Source organism: Roseomonas indoligenes (assembly GCF_017813365.1).
Lineage (GTDB): Bacteria > Pseudomonadota > Alphaproteobacteria > Acetobacterales > Acetobacteraceae > Roseomonas > Roseomonas indoligenes.
The window spans coordinates 47,512-64,526 of record NZ_JAGIZA010000007.1; the positions used below are offsets into that span (position 1 = coordinate 47,512).

Here is a 17,015-nt window from a genome sequence, read left to right on the forward strand (position 1 = left end):
ACGGCCGGAAACCGCGGCCGGGACGGCGGCGGCCTGGATGGGGCGGGGCGAGGATGGCCGGCACCTCGCGCTGGCGTTCCGGCCGAACCCCACCCTCCGTGCGAAGATCCTGCCGCCACCCCCATCCCCCGCCCTGGCGTGCCCCGGCCGGGGATGTGCTACGAGGGCGCATGGCCACGGGTTCCGATGCATCCAGGGAAGCGATCCTCGGCACCGTCCGGCGCGGGCTGCGCCGGGGCGTGCTGCCGGCCGACCAGGCGGCGATGCTGGACGGGCGGCTGGCCACCCATCCCCGCCACCTCATTCCCGCCCGGGCACGCCTTTCCGGGCCTGAGCGGGTCGCGGCCTTCGTGAAGAACGTGGAGAAGGAGTTCGGCACGGTGGAGCGGGTGGAGGATGCCGCCTCCGTTCCCGCCGCGATCGCCGACTACCTGGCCGCGCAGAACCTGGAGCCGCGCTTCGTCCTCGCCCCGCACCCCGACTTGGCGGCGCTGCCCTGGGCGGAACGCCCGATGCTGGCCTTCGAGGTGCGCCGCGCCGTGCCGGGCGATGCCGTCTCCGTCCAGCACGCCTGGGCCGGTGTGGCGGAAACCGGCACCCTCGTCTTTCCCTCCGGCCCGGAGCGCCCGACCACCCTCAATATCCTGCCGGAGACGGAGATCGCGGTGCTGCGCGCCTCCGACATCCTCGGCGCCTATGAGGAGGCCTGGGACCGGCTGCGCGCCGAGCGCGGCGGCGCCGAGCCCAATCCAAATCCTTCTGGCGGCTTCATGCCCCGCAACGTCATGCTCGTCACCGGCCCCTCCCGCTCCGCCGATATCGAGCAGACGCTGGAACTCGGCGCCCACGGCCCCCGCCGCCTGCACGTCATCCTGATCGAGGACGCGCCCGCCGCCCGCACCGAACTCTCCGAAACCGCGGACCCCCGCCCGGCCGCGGCGCGTGAGCCCATCGCCCGACCCGGCGAGATCGCCAATCCCGCCGACTGATGGCCCGCCGTCCCCGTCCTGTCTCACAGGCCGAGCGGGCCCTGTGGCACGCCTATCTTGCGCTGAACGGCGTGTCGGCCCTGCCCGGCCGCGACGTCCCGCCGCCCCCTGCGCCCGAGCCTCCCGCGCCGCCGCCCGCCCCCGCCGGCCCCCCGGCACCGGCGCCCCGCCCGGCCGCCCCCGCCCGCGTGCCCGGCATTGCCGTCGGCCAGCCCGGCGCCGGCATGGACGAGCGCCGCTGGCGCGACCTCCGCCGCGGCAAGATCCGCCCGGAGCGCACGCTGGACCTCCACGGCCGCCGCGCCGAGGAGGCCTATGGTGCCACCCTCTCCTTCATCCGGGATGCCCATGCGGAGGGCGTGCGCTGCGTGGCCATCGTCACCGGCAAGGGCAGCGGGGAGGGCGGCATCCTCCGCCGCGAACTGCCCCATTGGCTCAACCTGCCCTCGGTGCGCCCGCTGATCCTCGGCGCCGCGCATCCGCAACGGGCCAATACGGGCGCGGTCCACCTGCTTCTCCGGCGGCGGCGCTGATCGGGCTTGGAGAGGGCGCCGCCCTCTCCACAGGTTTGAGGCAGTGCCTCAAACCCCGCCCAGGGCCTGAGGCCCTGGGAACCCCGTCCGGCTGCTGCGGAGCGATGAGCCGCGTTGTTCCCTTGTGGAGGGCACGGTCCGGCCCTTGCAGCCGCCTCGGCCCCACGAGCCGAGGCGCACCGCCAGCACAGCAGACTAACCTTTAGAAGATGATCGTGAGGGCGCCGGGGAGAGGAAGAATCCCTTCCGCCCCTCCTCGGGACAAACCGTCAGCGAAGAACGGAAGCCTTACCGCTGCGCCCGCCGCTGCGCCGCGACCGCGGAGGGCGGCGTGCCGACGCGGGTGGCCTGGTCGTCCCGCGCGCCGGTGATGTTGCTGGCGCAGGTCCCGTTCTCGACCATCATGCGGTAGCCGGAGGCGGTGGGTCCGCAGGCGCGGATCAGGTCGTCGCGATGGGGGCCGCGGGCGTCGAACACGTCGCGCACGAACTTGTCCACCTCGGTGTTCGCCTGGACCTTGTCCGCCGGCGCCTTGGGGGAGGCGGCGATGCAGGCCCGCCAGGCCGCCACGGCGTCGTCGCAGGTCGCATCCCCGGTGGAGGGCGGGGTGACGCGGTTGGCGATGGCGCGAGAGCGAAGCTCGGTCTGCGCCACGGCCGGTGCGGTCAGGGCCGGCAGGGCGAGGATGAGGGCCGGCACGGCGAGGAGCGCGAGGCGCATGGGCGATGTCCCGTCCGATTGGCCCGCATCCGGCGGCCGGGCCTTGAGAACGCCCCCTGTCTAGCCCGGCCCGCGGTCCCGTGTCACGCGACAGGGCGCGGGTTTTGCGTGACGCCCGCCTGACCGCCGCGCGCTGGCCCCGCTGCTCCTGGCGCGTTCCGCGCGGGCCGTGCATAGACGCGGCATGGCAACGCCCTCTCCCTGGCCCGCGCCCCAGTCCCCGGCCGGCACGACGCCCATGGCCCCGGCCGGGCTGGAAGCCGACCTTCTGCTGGATCGCCGGCGCCTGAAGCGCAGCCGCGGGTTGTGGCGCCTTCTCGCCGTCCTGGCCGTGCTCGGCGGCATGGGCCTCGCGGTGGCCGCGCTGGACGAGGACGGGCCGTCGCTCGCCGGCCTCGGCAATGGCCCGCACATCCTTCGCCTCACCGTCTCGGGCACCATCACGGACGACCGCCGGCTGGTGGAGGCGATCGACCGCGCGGCAAAGTCCGATTCGGTCCGCGGCATGATCCTGGCGGTGGACAGCCCCGGCGGCACCGTGGCGGGCGGCGAGTCCCTGCACGATGCCCTGGCCCGGTTCCGCGCCGCCAAGCCGCTGGTCGCCACCTTCGGCGGCACCGCCGCCTCTGCCGGCTACATGATCGCCATGCCCGCCGAGCGCATCTTCGCGCGGGAGGGCAGCGTGACCGGCTCCATCGGCGTGCTGCTGCAGTCCTTCGACGCGCAGGAGGCCATGCGCAGCCTCGGCCTGCGCGCGGAGGCCATCACCTCTGGCCCGCTGAAGGACCAGCCCAGCCCCTTCCGGCCGCTCACGGATGAGGGCCGCGCCGCGCTGCGCGCCGTGGTGCAGGACCTCTACGCCCAGTTCGTCCACCGCGTGGCCGAGGGGCGCCACATGCCGGAGGACCAGGTGCGGGCGCTGGCCGATGGCCGCATCATGACCGGGCGCCAGGCCCTCTCCGCCGGGCTCGTGGACGCCATCGGCGGGGAGAGGGAGGCGCGCGCCCACCTCTCCGCCGCCCACAAGATCGCGGAGGACCTGCCGGTCCGCGAGCTCCGCGCCCGCGACCTGCGGGAGCGGACCTTCGGCGCCTCCATCGGCACCGCCCTCGGCGAGACGCTGGCCGCCGCGCTGCCGCACATCGTGAAAAGCGTGGTTTCAGAAGGGCTTGGCACCGTGCTGCACGTTGACGGCACCGGGGCGCTTTGGCAGCCTCCGCGTTGATCGGACCCGGACGCGCGCAGTGACCCCATCGGCATGACGAAGTCGGAACTCATCGCGGCCCTGGCGGCGGCCAATCCGCATCTGCGCCAGCCCGACGTGGAGCTGATCGTGGCCACGATCTTCGAGGAGATCACCGCCGCCCTTTCCCGCGGGGACCGGGTGGAGCTGCGGGGCTTCGGCGCCTTCTCCGCCAAGAAGCGGGATGCCCGCACCGGCCGCAACCCCCGCACCGGGGAGTCCGTTGCGGTCTCCGGCAAGGCCGTCCCCTACTTCAAGCCCGGCAAGGAGCTGCGCGAGAGGGTCAATGGCGGCCCGCTCCAGAGCCCGCGCCAGATCGCCGCCGCCAAGGCTGCGGAAGGCTGACACCACAGGAGTTCCGCCCATGTGGCGCTCATTGCTCTTCCTGCCGCTCCTCCTCGTCATCGTGCTGTTCGCCGTCTCGAACATGCAGCCCGTGCAGGTCGGCTTCTGGCCCTTCGACCTGACCTGGCAAACCCCGCTCGCGCTGGCCGTGCTGCTGATCGCGGCGCTCGCCTTCCTGCTCGGCGCCTTCATCGCCTGGGCCGCCGGCGGCCCCTCCCGCCGCCGCGCCCGCGCCCGCATCCGCGCCGGTGATGCCGCGCAGGCCGAGCTGAATCAGCTGCGCGCCAGGGAAGCCAAGCGGGTGGAGGCCGAGACCGTGGCCCGCGACCAGGCGATGTATTCCGGCACCGGCTCCACGGCGGTGCGCGTCATCGGATAGGGCGGAACCGGGGGGCCAGTTCTAGACCCCGATCCAACCCTTCACCCGGGCGAAGTCCCGGTCCAGCTCCGCCCCGCTGCCCTCCCATACGGTGCGGCCCTTCTCCAGCACCGTGTGCCGGTCCGCGAGGCGACGCAGCGCCGCCAGCGTCTTGTCGATCAGCAGGATCGCCTGACCCTCGGCCTTCAGGGCCGCCAGAGTGGTCCAGATCTCCGCCCGGATCACGGGGGCCAGCCCTTCCGTTGCCTCGTCCAGGATCATCAGGTGCGGGTTGGTCATCAGCGCCCGCCCGATGGCCAGCATCTGCTGCTCCCCGCCCGAGAGGGTGCGCGCCGACTGCCCCGCGCGCTCCTTCAGGCGCGGGAAGAGGGTGAAGACCCGCTCCAGCGTCCAGGGATGCCGCGCCTTCTCCCGGTCCGCGGCGGTGGCGACGAGGTTCTCCCGCACGCTCAGGGTCGGGAAGACCTGCCGCCCCTCCGGCACCAGCCCGATGCCGCGCCGCGCCACGCCCTCCGGCGGCAGGCCGGACACCACCGCGCCCCGGAAGCTCACCCGCCCGCCGCGCGGCGGGTTGAGGCCCATGATGGCGCGCACCGTGGTGGTCTTGCCCATGCCGTTGCGGCCGAGCAGCGTCACCACCTCGCCGGGGCCGACGCGCAGGTTCACGTCGAACAGCACCTCCGCGCCCCCGTAGCCGGCGCGCAGCCCTTCCACTTCCAGCATCAGACCGCGTCCTCCTCGGTCAGGTAGGCCGCGCGCACCTGCGGGTCGTGCCGGATCGCCTCCGGCGCGCCGCAGGCGATGCAGTGGCCATAGACCAGCACGGAGAGGCGGTCGGCGAGGCTGAACACCGCGTCCATGTCGTGCTCCACCAGCAGCATGGGGATGCGGCCCTTCAGGCGGCGCAGCACCTCCGTCATGCGCAGGCTCTCGCTTGCGCCCAGCCCGGCCATCGGCTCGTCCAGCAGCAGCATGCGCGGCCGGCTCGCCAGCGCGACGGCCAGCTCCAGCTGCTTGCGCTCCCCATGGGACAGATCGGCCACCGGCAGCGCCCAGCGCGCGCGGGGAAGCCCCACCTCCTCCAGCGCGGCCCGTGCCGGCTCCAGCAGCCGCGCATCGCGCGAGGCGTCGCGCCAGAAGCGGAAGGAATGGCCGGCGCGCGCCTGCACGGCGAGGGCCACGTTGGACTCCGCCGTGTCATCCTCCAGCAGCTGCGTGATCTGGAAGGTGCGGGCCAGCCCGCGCGCCACGCGCGCCGGGGCGGAGAGCCGCGTCACATCCTCGCCCATGAAGATGATGCGCCCGCGGTCCGGCGCGATCTCGCCCATGATCTGCCCGATGGCGGTCGTCTTGCCCGCCCCGTTCGGCCCGATCAGCGCGTGCAACTCGCCCGGCAGGACCTCCAGGTTCAGGTCGTCCGTCGCGGTCAGGCCGCCGAAGCGCTTGACCAGGTGCTGGACGGAGAGGACGGGGGCCTCAGCCATGGGTCGCCGTCTCCGGCAGCGCGTCGCGCGGCGGCAGTTCGCCCGCTGGTACGGCTTCGGGCGCCGGCGCGCGACGCCCCGCCAATTGCCGCACCGCGCCCATCAGCCCGCCGCGCGCGAAGAGCACGACCAGCAGCAGGATCGGCCCTTCGATGAACTGCCAGTGCTCCGTGATGCCGGAGAGGGTGTATTCCAGCGCCACCAGCACGCCCGCGCCGATCACCGGCCCGAGCAGCGTGCCCAGACCGCCGAGGATGACCATGATCATCAGCTCCCCGGACTTGGTCCAGGCCATCATGTCCGGCGAGACGAAGCGCAGGTAGTTCACCATCAGCGCCCCGGCCATCGCGGCCCCCATGCCGGCGATGACGAAGGCGACGAGCTTGTAGAAGTAGGTCCGCACGCCGAGCGCGGCCATGCGCCGCTCCCCCTGCCGCACCCCCGCCAGCACCCGCCCGAAGCGGGAGCGCGCGATGCGGTCCATCAGGAAGAGCCACACCGCCAGCAGCCCGAGGCAGAGCCAGAACAGCGTCGCCGCGTCCCGCAGGTTCATGCCGAGCACCGGCGCCACGCGCCGGATCGCCAGCCCGTCGTCCCCGCCATAGGCCTTCAGCGAGACGAAGAGGAAGTAGAGCATCTGCGCGAAGGCGAGGGTGATCATGATGAACTGCACCCCCGCCGTGCGGAGCGAGAGCGCGCCGATGATCGCCGCCCCGATGCCGCCGACGAGGATCGCGGCGGGCAGCGTCACCAGCAGGCTGTTCGAGCCGGGGATGAAGCCCAGGAACGGCTCGCCGGAACCGTAATGGGCGTAGAGGATCCCCACCGCATAGCCGCCCAGCCCGAAATAGGCCGCGTGCCCGAAGGAGACGAGCCCGGCATGGCCGAGGATGAGGTTCAGCGAGGAGGCGGCGATCGCGTAGATCACGATCCGCGTGGCCAGCCCCACCGTCGCCGGGCTGTCCAGCATCGGCGCCAGAACGGGAATGAATGCGGCCAGCGCCAGCAACGCCACCACCCAGGCCCGCTCGTCCCGCAACAGGTTACGCATGGGCGGGGAACAGCCCGCGCGGCTTCACCAGAAGCACCAGCGCCATCAGCAGATATACCCCCATCGAGGCGAGGCCCGCGCCGAGCGCGTCCGCCTCGGACCCCGCCATTACCTGGCGCAGCAGTCCCGGCACGTAGGCCCGCAGCACCGTGTCCACCAGCCCGACCAGCACCGCGCCGAACAGCGCGCCCCGCACCGACCCGATCCCGCCGATGACGACGACCACGAAGGTCTGGATCAGGATCTGCTCCCCCATGCCCACCTGCACGGAGAGGATCGGCCCCGTCATCACCCCCGCCAGCCCCGCCAGCAGCGCCCCCAACCCGAAGACCATCGTGTAGAGAAGCCGCACATCCACGCCGAGCGCGCGCACCATTTCCCGGTGCGTCGCGCCGGCGCGCACCAGCATCCCCACCCGCGTCCGCTGGATCAGCACGTAAAGGCCGAGCGCCACCAGAAGCCCCACCGCGATGATCGCCACGCGATAGACCGGGTAGTCCACGCCCGGCAGCACCCGCACCGTGCCCCGAAGCGCCTCCGGCACGTTCACGAAGAGCGGCTGCCGGCCGAGAAGCAGCACGATCCCCTCATTGAAGAACAGGATCAGCCCGAAGGTGGCGAGAACCTGGTCCAGGTGGTCCCGCGCATAGAGCCGGCGCAGCACCACATACTCCACCACCATTCCCACGGCCGCCGCCGCCGCCAGTCCCGCCAGCAGCGCGACGATCGCGGAGCCTGTGGCGGAGGCCGCCACCGCCGCCGCATAGGCGCCGACCATGTAGAGCGAACCATGGGCAAGGTTGATCACGCCCATGATCCCGAAGACCAGCGTCAGCCCCGCCGCCAGCAGGAACAGCGTGACGCCAAGCTGGACCCCGTTCAGCAACTGCTCCAGCAGAAGCGCCACGCCGCCTACTCCCCAGATCAGAATGTGCAGATCAGAATGTGCATTGCGCCGCGTAGACGTCCCCGTGATTCGTCAGCACCTTGTCCTTCGTCACCAGCGCGGGCTTGCCGGAGACGCTCTCCACCTTCAGCGCGTACCAGTCCTGGATCGGGTGGTTATTGGAGCCGAAGGAGAACTTGCCGCGCGTGCTCTCGAAACCCGCGGGCTTCATGGCGCGGTAGAAAGCCTCCGCATCGTCCACCTTGCCGCCCGTGCCCTTCAGCGCCGCGCCGATCGCCAGCGCGGCGTCGAAGCTCTGCTGCGCGTAGTAGGTCGGCATCCGGTTGTACTTCTGCTGGAAGGCCGCGACGAAGCGCTTGCTCGCCGCATTGTCGAAGTCGCTGTTCCAGTGGCTCGTCAGATTGATGCCGACCGCCGCGTCGCCCACCGCCGCCAGGGTCGTCGCGTCCATGGAAGGCGCGGCCAGCGTCATCGGCACGTTGGAGAGAAGCCCGGCCTGCACGTACTGCCGAAGGAAGGTGATCCCCAGCCCGCCGGGATGGAACTGGTACACGCCGTCCGGCGCCGCCGCGCGGATCTGCGCCATCTCGGCTGCGTAGTCCGTCTGGTCGAGGCGCGTGTAGACCTCGCCCGCGATCTGCCCCTTGTAGAGCCGTTTGAAGCCCGTCAGCGCGTCGCGCCCGGCCTGGTAGTTCGGCGCCAGGATGAACATCTTCTTCTGGCCGAGATTCGTGGCCAGCTGCCCCGCGCTCTCGTGCAGGCTGTCGTTCTGCCAGGCGATGGACCAGAAGTTCTTGTGGCACTCCTTCCCCGCGAGGTTGGAGGGCGAGGCATTCGGCGACACGTAGATCCCGCCGGCATCCAGCACGTCGCCCACCACGGCGCCGAGGATGTTGGAGAAGATGATCCCCGTCAGCAGCTTGATCCGCTCGTTCTTGATGAACTTCTCGGCCACCTGCTTGCCCTGGCCGGGGCGGAAGCCGTCATCCTCCACCAGCACCTGCACGTTGGCGCCGCCGAGCTTCCCGCCCTCCATCTCGATCGCCAGCATGAAGGCGTCGCGGATGTCCTGCCCGATATAGCCGCCCGCGCCGGAGAGCGTGGTGATCATCCCGATCTTCAGCGGCGCACCCTGCGCCAGCGCCGGACGCGCGAGGGAGGAGGCGCCGAGCCCGAGGGCTGCGCCAGAGGCCAGCAGGCCGCGTCGGTTCAGGATCATTGGGAAGCCTCCATGTCGTTTCGTTGAAGCCTAAAATACTTTCGCGCTGGCCGTCCACTTTCCCGTGAGCGCCGCCGCGCCCTTGCGAGACCCGTACCGTCATGCCGGCCGCGCCCATGCAGGTTCCAGGCCGGGCATGGCGGGCTGCCTCCGGGAGAGGAAGGAGGAGTTCTTCCTCTCCTCTGACCCCTCACCATCATCTTCTTCTGGAAATTCGGGACGGCTTCGCAGGCCGCACGTCTCGGGTCCACGACCCGGGGCGTTGAGCGGGAGAGGCGAGGCCTCTCCCCGTGTCACCCCTCCAGGGGCACGGAAATCCTGCAGGCCAGCCCGTCCGGCCGCCGTTCCAGCCGGGTCTCGCCGCCCAGGGCGAAGGCCAGGGCCTCTTCCAGCACCTGGCGGGCGTAGCCGCTGCGAAGGACGCTGTCGTCCGGGTCGGGCACGCCGCTCTCCTCCCAGGCGATGACGAGGCGGCTGTCCTCGACATGCCAGCGGACGGCCAGGCGGCCGGCGGGCGTGGCCAGGGCGCCGCGGCGGGCGGCATGCGCGGCCAGCTCGTGCAGGGCCAGGGCGAGGGGACCGGCAAGGCCGGGGCCGAGCGTGACCGGCGGGCCATCCAGCACCGCCCGGGCGGGCCAGGGCGCCAGTTCGGCGCGGAGGAGCGAGTCCAGCGCGGTCTCGCCCTGGGCACGGCCGAGGGCAGCGAGGCGGTCCTCCAGGGCCTGCCCTTCGGGCGGGGCGGGGCTGCGGGCGGCGATCTGGCGCAGGGTGGAGAGGATGGATTCGGTGCGCCGCCGAAGTTCCTCCGCGCCGGGGTGGTTCCGGCCCTCGGCGGTGACGTCGCGCTGGATGGAGAGCCAGTGGGTCACCTCGCCGTCCGGGCCCAGGATGGCGGTGACGACCCACTCGTTCAGGTAGAGCGTCCCGTCCTTGCGGTAGTTGAAGGTGGACCCGACGAAATGGCGCTCGGCCTGCAGGGCGCGGCGCAGGCGGTCCAGCTCCGTCCGGCTGGTCTTCGGGCCCTGGAGGATGCGGGGGGAACGGCCGATCAGCTCCGCCGCGGTGTAGCCTGTCACCGCTTCCATATGGGCGTTGGCGTAGCGGATCACCGGGCCGGGCCGGTCCAGCGCCGCATCGGTGATGATGACGGCCAGCCCCGCCATCTCCAGCGCGGCGCCAAGCACTGCGGCGCTGAGCGCGCCGACGCTGCCCGAAAGGTCCGGGTCAGCCATGGCTGTTTCCCGGACCATTCCCGGCGGCATTCTCATGGCGGCTCCGTTCCAGCGCCTCCGCCAGGAGGCGAAGCTGGCGGCGGGTGCGGTGCAGGCGATCCAGCAGGCCGAGGACGACGGGCATGGCGGAATCGCCCACCTCCATCTCCTCCTGCAACTCGAGGATGAGGCGGCAGCGGGCCAGGTCGATCTCCTCGAAGACGGGGCGGCCCTCCTGCCGGACGGGGCGGATCCAGCCCTCGGCGATCCAGGCTTCCAGCCGGGCGGGGTCCAGGCCGGTGACGCGCGCCACCACGGTCTCGAAGGCGATCATGCCTTCCTCCTCATCTCCTCGCGCGGGTCGACGGCGGCCTCCGGTGTCCAGTCGCGCAGGAACTCCTCCAACCGGGCATCCACGGGGCCGAGAACGAGGCGCAGCGTCACCAGCAGGTCGCCGGCGGGCTCGGCGCCGCTGCCCTGTCCACCGGCCGCCACGCCGCGGCCGCGCAGGCGAAGCTGCGCGCCGGAATCGGATCGCGGCGGCACCGTCAATGTCACCTCTCCGCGCGGCGTCGGCACCGGCACCTTCGCGCCAAGCACCGCCTCCCGCATTGTCACAGGCAATTCCAGCAGCAGGTCGCGGCCCTGGCGCTCGTAGAAGGGGTGGGGGCCGACCGCGACCTCGATCAGCGCGTCGCCGGCCGCCCCGCCCTCCGCGCCCGGGGCGCCCTTGCCGCGCAGGCGCAGCACCTGGCCGTCCTCCAGGCCCGGGGGGATGCGCACGTCGAGCGTGCCGCCATCGGGCAGGGTCAGGCGGGTGGTCGCGCCGTTCACGGCGTCCAGGAAGTCCACGGCCAGGCGGTAGTTCGCGTCGCGCCCCCGGCGCGGGCCGGCGCGAAAGCCGGCCCCGTCGCCGCTCCGGAACATGCCGAGGATGCTTTCCAGGTCGTCGGGGTCGAGGTTCCCGCCGCCCATTCCCATGCCGGCGAAGGGATCGCCCCGGCCGGACCCGCGGCCGGCGTAGCGGGCGCCCTGCGGCCCCTCCGCATGGTCGCGGTAGTAGCCGCGCGGGGGCACCTCCTGCCCGGCGGCGTCGATCTCACCCCGGTCGTAGCGGGCGCGGCGCGCGGGGTCGGAGAGGAGGTCGTGCGCGGCATTGGCCGCCTTGAACCGCTCCTCCGCGGCGCTGTCGCCGGGGTTGAGGTCGGGGTGGTTGGCCTTGGCGATCCGGCGGAACGCCTTGCGGATTTCGTCCGGGCCGGCCGTGCGGCCGACGCCCAGGACCTTGTAGGGATCGGTGGTGCGGGAATCGTCCGGGGGCATATCGGCAGAGTAACGCCGAAGCGGCGTGATCGGTCCATAACCGGCGCAAGGACGTGTGGAATCGGCGGCAATGACCCGGGAATCGGCCGGCCCCTTGCGCGGCACGGCCCGCCGCGACTACCTCCCCCCGCCGGTCCTCCCGCCCCACGATCCCGTGGCGAGGGGCGTCGGCCCGGATTGAGGCGGCGATGAACTGGATCTCCGACTGGGCGCTGCCCAAGATACAGACGCTCTTCGGCACCAAGCGCGACGTGCCGGAAAATCTCTGGATCAAGTGCCCGCATTGCGGGGAGATGGTCTTCCACCAGGACCTTGAGCGGGGCCTGCACGTCTGCCCGAAATGCGGGCACCACATGCGGATCTCCGCCCAGCGCCGCCTGGACTACACCTTCGATGCCGGCTGGCAGCGGATCGAGCTGCCCCGCGCCCCGGCCGATCCCCTGCGCTTCCGCGACAGCCGCCGCTACGGCGACCGCCTTCGGGAGGCGCAGCAGAAGGCCGGGATGGATGACGCCATCGCGGTGGCCCACGGCACGATCGAGGGCCGCCCGGCCGTGGCCGCGGCCTTCGAGTTCGGCTTCATGGGCGGCTCCATGGGCGCGGGCGTCGGCGAGGGAATCGTGACCGCGGCCCGGCTGGCCGTTCTGCAGGACGCGCCGCTGATCGTCTTCACCGCCTCCGGCGGGGCGCGGATGCAGGAGGGCGCGGTCTCGCTGATGCAGATGCCGCGCACCATCATCGCGACGCGGATGGTGAAGGAGGCGGGGCTGCCCTTCATCGTGGTGCTCTGCGATCCCACCACTGGCGGCGTGACGGCGAGCTTCGCCATGCTGGGCGACATCCAGATCGCCGAGCCCAACGCCCTGATCGGCTTCGCAGGCGCCCGCGTGATCGAGCAGACCGTGCGGGAGAAGCTGCCGGAGGGCTTCCAGCGGGCGGAGTACCTGCTGGAGCACGGCATCCTCGACATGGTCGTGCCCCGCGGGGCGATGAAGTCGACGCTCTCGCGCCTGATCGGCTTCCTGCGCCCGGCCGCGCCGGCCGAGGTGCTGCTGCCCGAGCCGGTCGCCCCCGCCCCGGCCGAGTAAGGTCCACCCGCCATGGCCGATCCCGCCCCGCCCGAATACCTCCCGGGCGCCCCCGCCGGGCTGCGCCTGGCCCCGGGGGCGGAGGCCGGGCGGTCCGAGCGGATCATCGACCGGCTGCACGCGCTGCACCCGAAGCTCATCGACCTCAGCCTCGACCGGCTGGAGGTCTGCCTCGCCGCCCTGGACCATCCGGAGCGGCGCCTGCCACCCGTGGTCCACGTGGCCGGCACCAACGGCAAGGGCAGCACCTGCGCCTTCCTGCGCGCGATCGCGGAGGCGGCCGGGCAGCGGGTGCACGTCTACACCTCCCCCCACCTCGTGCGCTTCCACGAGCGGATCCGCCTGGCCGGAACCCTGGTGACGGACGAGGCCTTCGCCGCCGCGCTGGAGGAGGTGGAGGCGGCGAATGCCGGCCGCCCCATCACCGTCTTCGAGATCACCACCGCCGCGGCCATCCTGCTGTTCAGCCGGGTGCCGGCGGAGCTGCTGGTGTTGGAGGTGGGGCTGGGTGGCCGTTTCGACGCCACCAACGTGGTGGAACGCCCGGTGGCCTGCTGCATCGCCTCCATCTCCATGGACCATACGGATTTCCTGGGCGACACGCTGGCGAAGATCGCCGGGGAGAAGGCCGGCATCATTAAACCCGGCATCCCCGCCGCCACGGGCCACCAGCCGCCCGAGGCCATGGCGGTGCTGGAGGCCGAGGCGGCCGCGCTGGGCGCCCCCCTGCTGGCGCGGGACCGCGACTGGTGGGTGGAACCGTCCGGGGGCGGGCTGCGCTGGCGCGACGCGGCCGGGGCGCTGGACCTGCCCCGCCCCGCGCTTCCCGGCCCGCACCAGGCGGAGAATGCCGGAATCGCCATCGCCGCCCTGCGGGCCTGGAACCCGCCCTGGCTGACGATGGCGGCGATCGCGCGGGGTCTGGAAGCGGCGCGCTGGCCAGCGCGGCTGCAGCGCCTGCAGGGGGCGCTCGCCGACATCCTGCCGCCGGACTGGGAGCTGTGGCTGGACGGCGGGCACAATCCCGGGGCGGGGGTGGCCCTGGCCGCGCAGCTGCGCGCCTGGCAGGACCGGCCGGTTCACCTCGTGGTGGGAATGAAGAAGTCCAAGGCCGTGGGGGACTTCCTCGCCCCGCTGCTACCGCTGGCCGCCACGACCTGGGCCGTGGCGGAACCCGGCCAGCACCTGGCCGTGCCGCCGGAGGAGATCGTTGCCGCCTCAGGCGGCCTCGCGCGCCCTGGCCCGCGGGTGGCGGACGCGCTGGCGGCCCTGGCGCGGGAGGGGGGGGAACCCGCCCGCGTGCTGGTCTGCGGCAGCCTCTACTTGGCGGGCGAGGTGCTGAAGGCCAACGGAAGCCTGCCGGACTGATCTCCCGTTGGGAGGCCCAACCGCCTCCGGGCTTGCCGGTGCCGGCGCAGGCGCTGGATGGAGACCCGCATGGCGGTCGGGGCGTCGGAGCCGATCCGCACGGAGACCGGGTAACTGTCCCGGAAGCGGATCACCACGCGCCATCGCGACGGGCGCAGCAGCAGGGCCATGATTTCCATCAGGACCGAGTCCGCGTCATCCAGTGCATGCGCGCGCGCGTATCGGGCGAGGTCTTCGACAGCTTCGACGGCGGCGTGAGACGGCATGTATCCCCCTCTGCGCTAAAGCGGTGCGGCCCACCCTTGGGCTCGCTGCCGCGGAAACAGGCCTCAATGGAACGCAACAAGTGATGATAGTTAACAGAAAACTTCCTTCACCCAAGCGTGCAGCTAATTTTGAGAAATCAACCACAAGTTGTTGAGTCTCCATCCATCCTAGCTCGATGTCTCGTGATGTGAAGCGGGTGTAACCGTTTTCATCACTAAATTTTTACATTCCTGGACAGCGAGGGCGTCCCATCGCCGCAACCCTGGCAAGGCGTCTTGCGGAAGCGGACATGCCATGGCTAAATTTCAAACAACAAAACTGATTTCAATTAATGAAATGCCGGCAAGGCGTCCGGCCGCGAGGAACCCATGGGCATTTCGGTCTTCGACATGCAGGCCCTCCAGCACAACTGGAGCACGGACGAGACGCGGGCGATCTTCGACGAGACGATGCGCGTCCAGAAATGGATGGAGGTGGAGGCGGCCCTTGCCACGGCCCAGGCCCGGCTCGGCATCATCCCGCAGGCGGCCGCCGACGACATCGTGGCCCATGCCAAGGGCAGCACGATCGACATCCCGAAGATGGCCGCCGAGATCCGCCGCGTGAAGCACGCGCTGGTCCCGGCCATCAAGCAGCTCCAGGCCGCCTGCACGCCGGAGGCCGGGCAGTGGGTCCATTACGGCGCGACCACGCAGGACGTGATCGACACGGGCATGGTGCTGCAGGTCCGCGACTGCCACGCCCTGTTCCTGCGCGACATCAAGGCGGTGGGGCGGGAGCTGGCGCGGCTGGCGCGGGAGCACCGGGACACGATCATGGCCGGGCGCACCCACGGCGTCCTCGCCCTGCCCATCACCTTCGGGCACAAATGCGCCATCTGGCTGGACGAGATCGGCCGCCACCACCAGCGGCTCAGGGAATGCGAGCCCCGCCTCTTCGTCGGCGAGCTGGTCGGCGCGGTGGGCACCCAGGCCTCCCTCGGCCCGATGGCGCGGCAGGTGGAGGAGGGGACCATGGCCGTGCTCGGCCTCGGCGTGCCCGACATCTCCTGGGCCCCGGCGCGGGACCGCTTCGCGGAATACCTGTCCATCCTGAACATGATCGGAGGCACGATCGGCAAGATCGGCAACGAGCTGTTCAACATGCAGCGCAACGAGTTCGCCGAGGTGGAGGAGGGGTTCACGGAGGGCAAGCTCGGCTCCTCCACCATGCCGCACAAGCGCAACCCGGTCTTCGCGGAGAACCTGCCCTGCGTCGCCCGCGGCCTGCGCGCCTCCGCCGGCCTCATGATGGAAGCGATGGTGGCGGAGGGGGAGCGCGACGGCATCGGCTGGAAGACCGAGTGGAAGGCGGTGCCGGAGTGCTGCCTCATGGCCGGCGCCCTGCTGTTCCAGTGCGCCTCCCTCCTCAAGGGCCTGCGCGTGGACAAGGCGCGCATGATGGAGAACCTGGACCGGATGCGCGGCTATCTCCTCTCCGAGCGGGTGATGCTCGAGCTCGGGGAGAAGGTGGGCAAGCAGAACGCCCATGAGTGGATCTACGAGGCCTCCATGCACGGCCTCGAGAACCGGCTGGACTTCGCGGACGCCATGCGACGCCACCCCGAGATCTCCAAGGTTTCCACAGATGCCGAGATCACCGGCATGACCGATCCGCGCGGCTATCTCGGCGAGGCCGGCGCTTCGGTGGACCGGGTGCTGGCCCGCAGCGCCGCCTGGCTGGAAGGGTAAACCGGCAATCAACTATGCAATAGGGTGAATTTTGTGATTCACGCGCCGAACTGGACATAAGCCGGACGAACCGGCAGGGATCGGCGCCCTTGGAGGAACACACCGTGCCCGACGCCGTTTTCCCGCTCCCCAGCCCCGAGCGGCGCCGCCTCCTGGCGATGATGGCCGGGGGCGCGGCCGCGCTCGCCGCCCCGCGCCTGGCCCGCGCCCAGGGGACGGCCGGCGGGCTCGCCAATCGCCCCGTCCTGCTTGCCGTGCCCTTCGCGCCCGGTGGCGCGGTGGACATCATCGCTAGGGCCGTGGCGGAGCCGATGTCGGCCGCCCTCGGCCGCGCGGTGGTCGTGGACAACCGTCCCGGCGCCTCGGGCGCCATCGCCGCGGCCTCTGTCGGGCGGGCGGATCCGGACGGGCACACGCTGTTCATCGCCACCCCCGGCACCTCCATCACCGCCGCCTTCCAGCCGCAGCTCCTGCCCGGCGATCCCCGGCAGTTCCTGGCGCCCGTCGGCCGGCTGGCGACGCAGCCCTACGTGCTGACGGTGACGAAGGGCTTCCCGGCGGACGACTTCGCGGGCTTCGCCGCCTGGACCAAGGCGCATCGCGGCGAGTTCCTGCTCGCCAACACCGGCCAGATGACGGCCACGCGCCTGGCCGGGGAGCTGCTGGGGCTGCAGATCGGCACGGAGATCACGCCCGTGCCCTATCGCGGCAGCGGCGTGGTCGCCACCGACCTGCTCTCCGGCCGGGTGCACGGGATCTTCGCCCAGCTCTCCGACGCGCTGGCGCTGCGGAGCCAGGGCGCGAAGCTTCTCGCGGTCAGCACGAAGGAGCGCGCGCCGATCCTGCCGGAGGTGCCGGCCATCGCGGAGACGATCCCGGGCTTCGACGTCTACAGCTGGAACGGCCTCTTCGCGCCCGCCGCCACCCCGGTGGCGGTGCTGGAGGAGCTGAACGCCGGGCTGAACAAGGCCATCTCCAACGAGGCGCTGCGGTCCCGCTTCCGCGAGGACGGCGTGACCTTCGTGCCCGGCCCGCGCCAGGCCCTGGCGGATATCCTGGACAAGGAGATCCGGGGCTGGTTGGAGCTGAAGAGCAAGGTCCGCATCGACGTCGGGTAAGGGGCGCCGCCCGGGGGCGGGCCGTCCTTCCAGCAGAGGA

General features: G+C 71.8%; 18 protein-coding genes. 9 read left to right on the forward strand and 9 right to left on the reverse strand.

Annotated elements, in window-relative coordinates:
• The first annotated feature begins 170 nt into the window (after positions 1–170).
• Entirely contained in the window at positions 171–989 is an 819-nt protein-coding gene (locus J5Y10_RS13200) for a LutC/YkgG family protein (protein WP_209374254.1), read from the forward strand.
• The gene (locus J5Y10_RS28445; RefSeq protein WP_209374255.1) at positions 989–1,522 is read left to right on the forward strand and encodes a Smr/MutS family protein; all 534 of its coding nucleotides are present in this window, start codon (positions 989–991) and stop codon (positions 1,520–1,522) included. Before J5Y10_RS13200 ends, J5Y10_RS28445 begins: the two co-directional genes overlap by 1 nt.
• A 288-nt stretch (positions 1,523–1,810) precedes the next feature.
• On the opposite strand, the gene J5Y10_RS13210 is transcribed toward J5Y10_RS28445, so the two are convergent.
• On the reverse strand, positions 1,811–2,242 hold the full coding sequence (locus J5Y10_RS13210) for a hypothetical protein (RefSeq protein WP_209374256.1): 432 nt from the start codon (positions 2,240–2,242) through the stop codon (positions 1,811–1,813).
• Positions 2,243–2,426: 184 nt separating this feature from the next.
• On the opposite strand from J5Y10_RS13210, the gene sppA reads away from it, so the two are divergent.
• From sppA to J5Y10_RS13225, 3 genes are read left to right on the forward strand one after another with little or no spacing between them, the layout of a single operon-like run.
• On the forward strand, positions 2,427–3,467 hold the full coding sequence (gene sppA / locus J5Y10_RS13215) for a signal peptide peptidase SppA (protein ID WP_245214669.1): 1,041 nt from the start codon (positions 2,427–2,429) through the stop codon (positions 3,465–3,467).
• A 33-nt stretch (positions 3,468–3,500) separates the two neighbouring features.
• A complete protein-coding gene (gene ihfB, locus J5Y10_RS13220; RefSeq protein WP_209374257.1) occupies positions 3,501–3,830 on the forward strand; it encodes an integration host factor subunit beta in 330 nt (109 codons plus the stop codon).
• 19 nt (positions 3,831–3,849) lie between these two features.
• Positions 3,850–4,209: a lipopolysaccharide assembly protein LapA domain-containing protein gene (locus tag J5Y10_RS13225; protein WP_209374258.1), complete on the forward strand. Its 360-nt coding sequence runs from the start codon at positions 3,850–3,852 to the stop codon at positions 4,207–4,209.
• Positions 4,210–4,230: 21 nt separating this feature from the next.
• Here J5Y10_RS13225 and J5Y10_RS13230 read toward each other — a convergent pair whose 3' ends face one another.
• From J5Y10_RS13230 to J5Y10_RS13265, 8 genes are all read right to left on the reverse strand, one after another.
• Positions 4,231–4,932: an ABC transporter ATP-binding protein gene (locus tag J5Y10_RS13230; protein ID WP_209374260.1), complete on the reverse strand. Its 702-nt coding sequence runs from the start codon at positions 4,930–4,932 to the stop codon at positions 4,231–4,233.
• Complete coding sequence (locus tag J5Y10_RS13235; protein ID WP_209374262.1) at positions 4,932–5,693, reverse strand: ABC transporter ATP-binding protein; 762 nt, start codon at positions 5,691–5,693, stop codon at positions 4,932–4,934. Before J5Y10_RS13235 ends, J5Y10_RS13230 begins: the two co-directional genes overlap by 1 nt.
• The gene (locus tag J5Y10_RS13240; protein WP_209374264.1) at positions 5,686–6,744 is read right to left on the reverse strand and encodes a branched-chain amino acid ABC transporter permease; all 1,059 of its coding nucleotides are present in this window, start codon (positions 6,742–6,744) and stop codon (positions 5,686–5,688) included. Before J5Y10_RS13240 ends, J5Y10_RS13235 begins: the two co-directional genes overlap by 8 nt.
• Positions 6,737–7,651: a branched-chain amino acid ABC transporter permease gene (locus J5Y10_RS13245; RefSeq protein WP_209374266.1), complete on the reverse strand. Its 915-nt coding sequence runs from the start codon at positions 7,649–7,651 to the stop codon at positions 6,737–6,739. Before J5Y10_RS13245 ends, J5Y10_RS13240 begins: the two co-directional genes overlap by 8 nt.
• Before the next feature lie 31 nt (positions 7,652–7,682).
• Entirely contained in the window at positions 7,683–8,870 is a 1,188-nt protein-coding gene (locus J5Y10_RS13250) for an ABC transporter substrate-binding protein (protein ID WP_209374268.1), read from the reverse strand.
• A gap of 293 nt (positions 8,871–9,163) precedes the next feature.
• A complete protein-coding gene (locus tag J5Y10_RS13255) occupies positions 9,164–10,102 on the reverse strand; it encodes a PAS domain S-box protein (RefSeq protein ID WP_209374270.1) in 939 nt (312 codons plus the stop codon).
• Positions 10,095–10,415: a chaperone modulator CbpM gene (locus J5Y10_RS13260; protein WP_209374271.1), complete on the reverse strand. Its 321-nt coding sequence runs from the start codon at positions 10,413–10,415 to the stop codon at positions 10,095–10,097. Before J5Y10_RS13260 ends, J5Y10_RS13255 begins: the two co-directional genes overlap by 8 nt.
• Positions 10,412–11,404 carry a DnaJ C-terminal domain-containing protein gene (locus J5Y10_RS13265; protein ID WP_209374273.1) on the reverse strand — a complete coding sequence of 331 codons (993 nt, stop codon included), beginning with the start codon at positions 11,402–11,404 and terminating at the stop codon, positions 10,412–10,414. Before J5Y10_RS13265 ends, J5Y10_RS13260 begins: the two co-directional genes overlap by 4 nt.
• 188 nt (positions 11,405–11,592) lie before the next feature.
• Between J5Y10_RS13265 and accD the strand changes: the two genes are divergently transcribed.
• The 4 genes from accD to J5Y10_RS13285 all read left to right on the forward strand — a co-directional run bounded on the left by accD (position 11,593) and on the right by J5Y10_RS13285 (position 16,975).
• Complete coding sequence (gene accD, locus J5Y10_RS13270) at positions 11,593–12,492, forward strand: acetyl-CoA carboxylase, carboxyltransferase subunit beta (RefSeq protein WP_209374275.1); 900 nt, start codon at positions 11,593–11,595, stop codon at positions 12,490–12,492.
• A gap of 12 nt (positions 12,493–12,504) precedes the next feature.
• Entirely contained in the window at positions 12,505–13,860 is a 1,356-nt protein-coding gene (locus tag J5Y10_RS13275; RefSeq protein WP_209374277.1) for a bifunctional folylpolyglutamate synthase/dihydrofolate synthase, read from the forward strand.
• 635 nt (positions 13,861–14,495) lie between these two features.
• Positions 14,496–15,857, forward strand: coding sequence for an adenylosuccinate lyase (purB, locus tag J5Y10_RS13280; protein WP_209374279.1), 1,362 nt, complete (start codon positions 14,496–14,498; stop codon positions 15,855–15,857).
• A 104-nt stretch (positions 15,858–15,961) separates the two neighbouring features.
• On the forward strand, positions 15,962–16,975 hold the full coding sequence (locus J5Y10_RS13285; RefSeq protein ID WP_209374281.1) for a tripartite tricarboxylate transporter substrate-binding protein: 1,014 nt from the start codon (positions 15,962–15,964) through the stop codon (positions 16,973–16,975).
• Positions 16,976–17,015 lie beyond the last annotated feature (40 nt).

Coding starts and splice junctions, on each gene's coding strand:
- J5Y10_RS13230 (WP_209374260.1), bottom strand. CDS start 4,932: ATGCTGGAAGTGGAAGGGCTGCGCGCCGGCTACGGGGGCGCGGAGGTG.
- J5Y10_RS13260 (WP_209374271.1), bottom strand. CDS start 10,415: ATGATCGCCTTCGAGACCGTGGTGGCGCGCGTCACCGGCCTGGACCCC.
- accD (WP_209374275.1), top strand. CDS start 11,593: ATGAACTGGATCTCCGACTGGGCGCTGCCCAAGATACAGACGCTCTTC.
- J5Y10_RS13240 (WP_209374264.1), bottom strand. CDS start 6,744: ATGCGTAACCTGTTGCGGGACGAGCGGGCCTGGGTGGTGGCGTTGCTG.
- J5Y10_RS13225 (WP_209374258.1), top strand. CDS start 3,850: ATGTGGCGCTCATTGCTCTTCCTGCCGCTCCTCCTCGTCATCGTGCTG.
- J5Y10_RS28445 (WP_209374255.1), top strand. CDS start 989: ATGGCCCGCCGTCCCCGTCCTGTCTCACAGGCCGAGCGGGCCCTGTGG.
- J5Y10_RS13265 (WP_209374273.1), bottom strand. CDS start 11,404: ATGCCCCCGGACGATTCCCGCACCACCGATCCCTACAAGGTCCTGGGC.
- J5Y10_RS13250 (WP_209374268.1), bottom strand. CDS start 8,870: ATGATCCTGAACCGACGCGGCCTGCTGGCCTCTGGCGCAGCCCTCGGG.
- J5Y10_RS13200 (WP_209374254.1), top strand. CDS start 171: ATGGCCACGGGTTCCGATGCATCCAGGGAAGCGATCCTCGGCACCGTC.
- J5Y10_RS13275 (WP_209374277.1), top strand. CDS start 12,505: ATGGCCGATCCCGCCCCGCCCGAATACCTCCCGGGCGCCCCCGCCGGG.
- J5Y10_RS13255 (WP_209374270.1), bottom strand. CDS start 10,102: ATGGCTGACCCGGACCTTTCGGGCAGCGTCGGCGCGCTCAGCGCCGCA.
- J5Y10_RS13235 (WP_209374262.1), bottom strand. CDS start 5,693: ATGGCTGAGGCCCCCGTCCTCTCCGTCCAGCACCTGGTCAAGCGCTTC.
- ihfB (WP_209374257.1), top strand. CDS start 3,501: ATGACGAAGTCGGAACTCATCGCGGCCCTGGCGGCGGCCAATCCGCAT.
- sppA (WP_245214669.1), top strand. CDS start 2,427: ATGGCAACGCCCTCTCCCTGGCCCGCGCCCCAGTCCCCGGCCGGCACG.
- J5Y10_RS13210 (WP_209374256.1), bottom strand. CDS start 2,242: ATGCGCCTCGCGCTCCTCGCCGTGCCGGCCCTCATCCTCGCCCTGCCG.
- purB (WP_209374279.1), top strand. CDS start 14,496: ATGGGCATTTCGGTCTTCGACATGCAGGCCCTCCAGCACAACTGGAGC.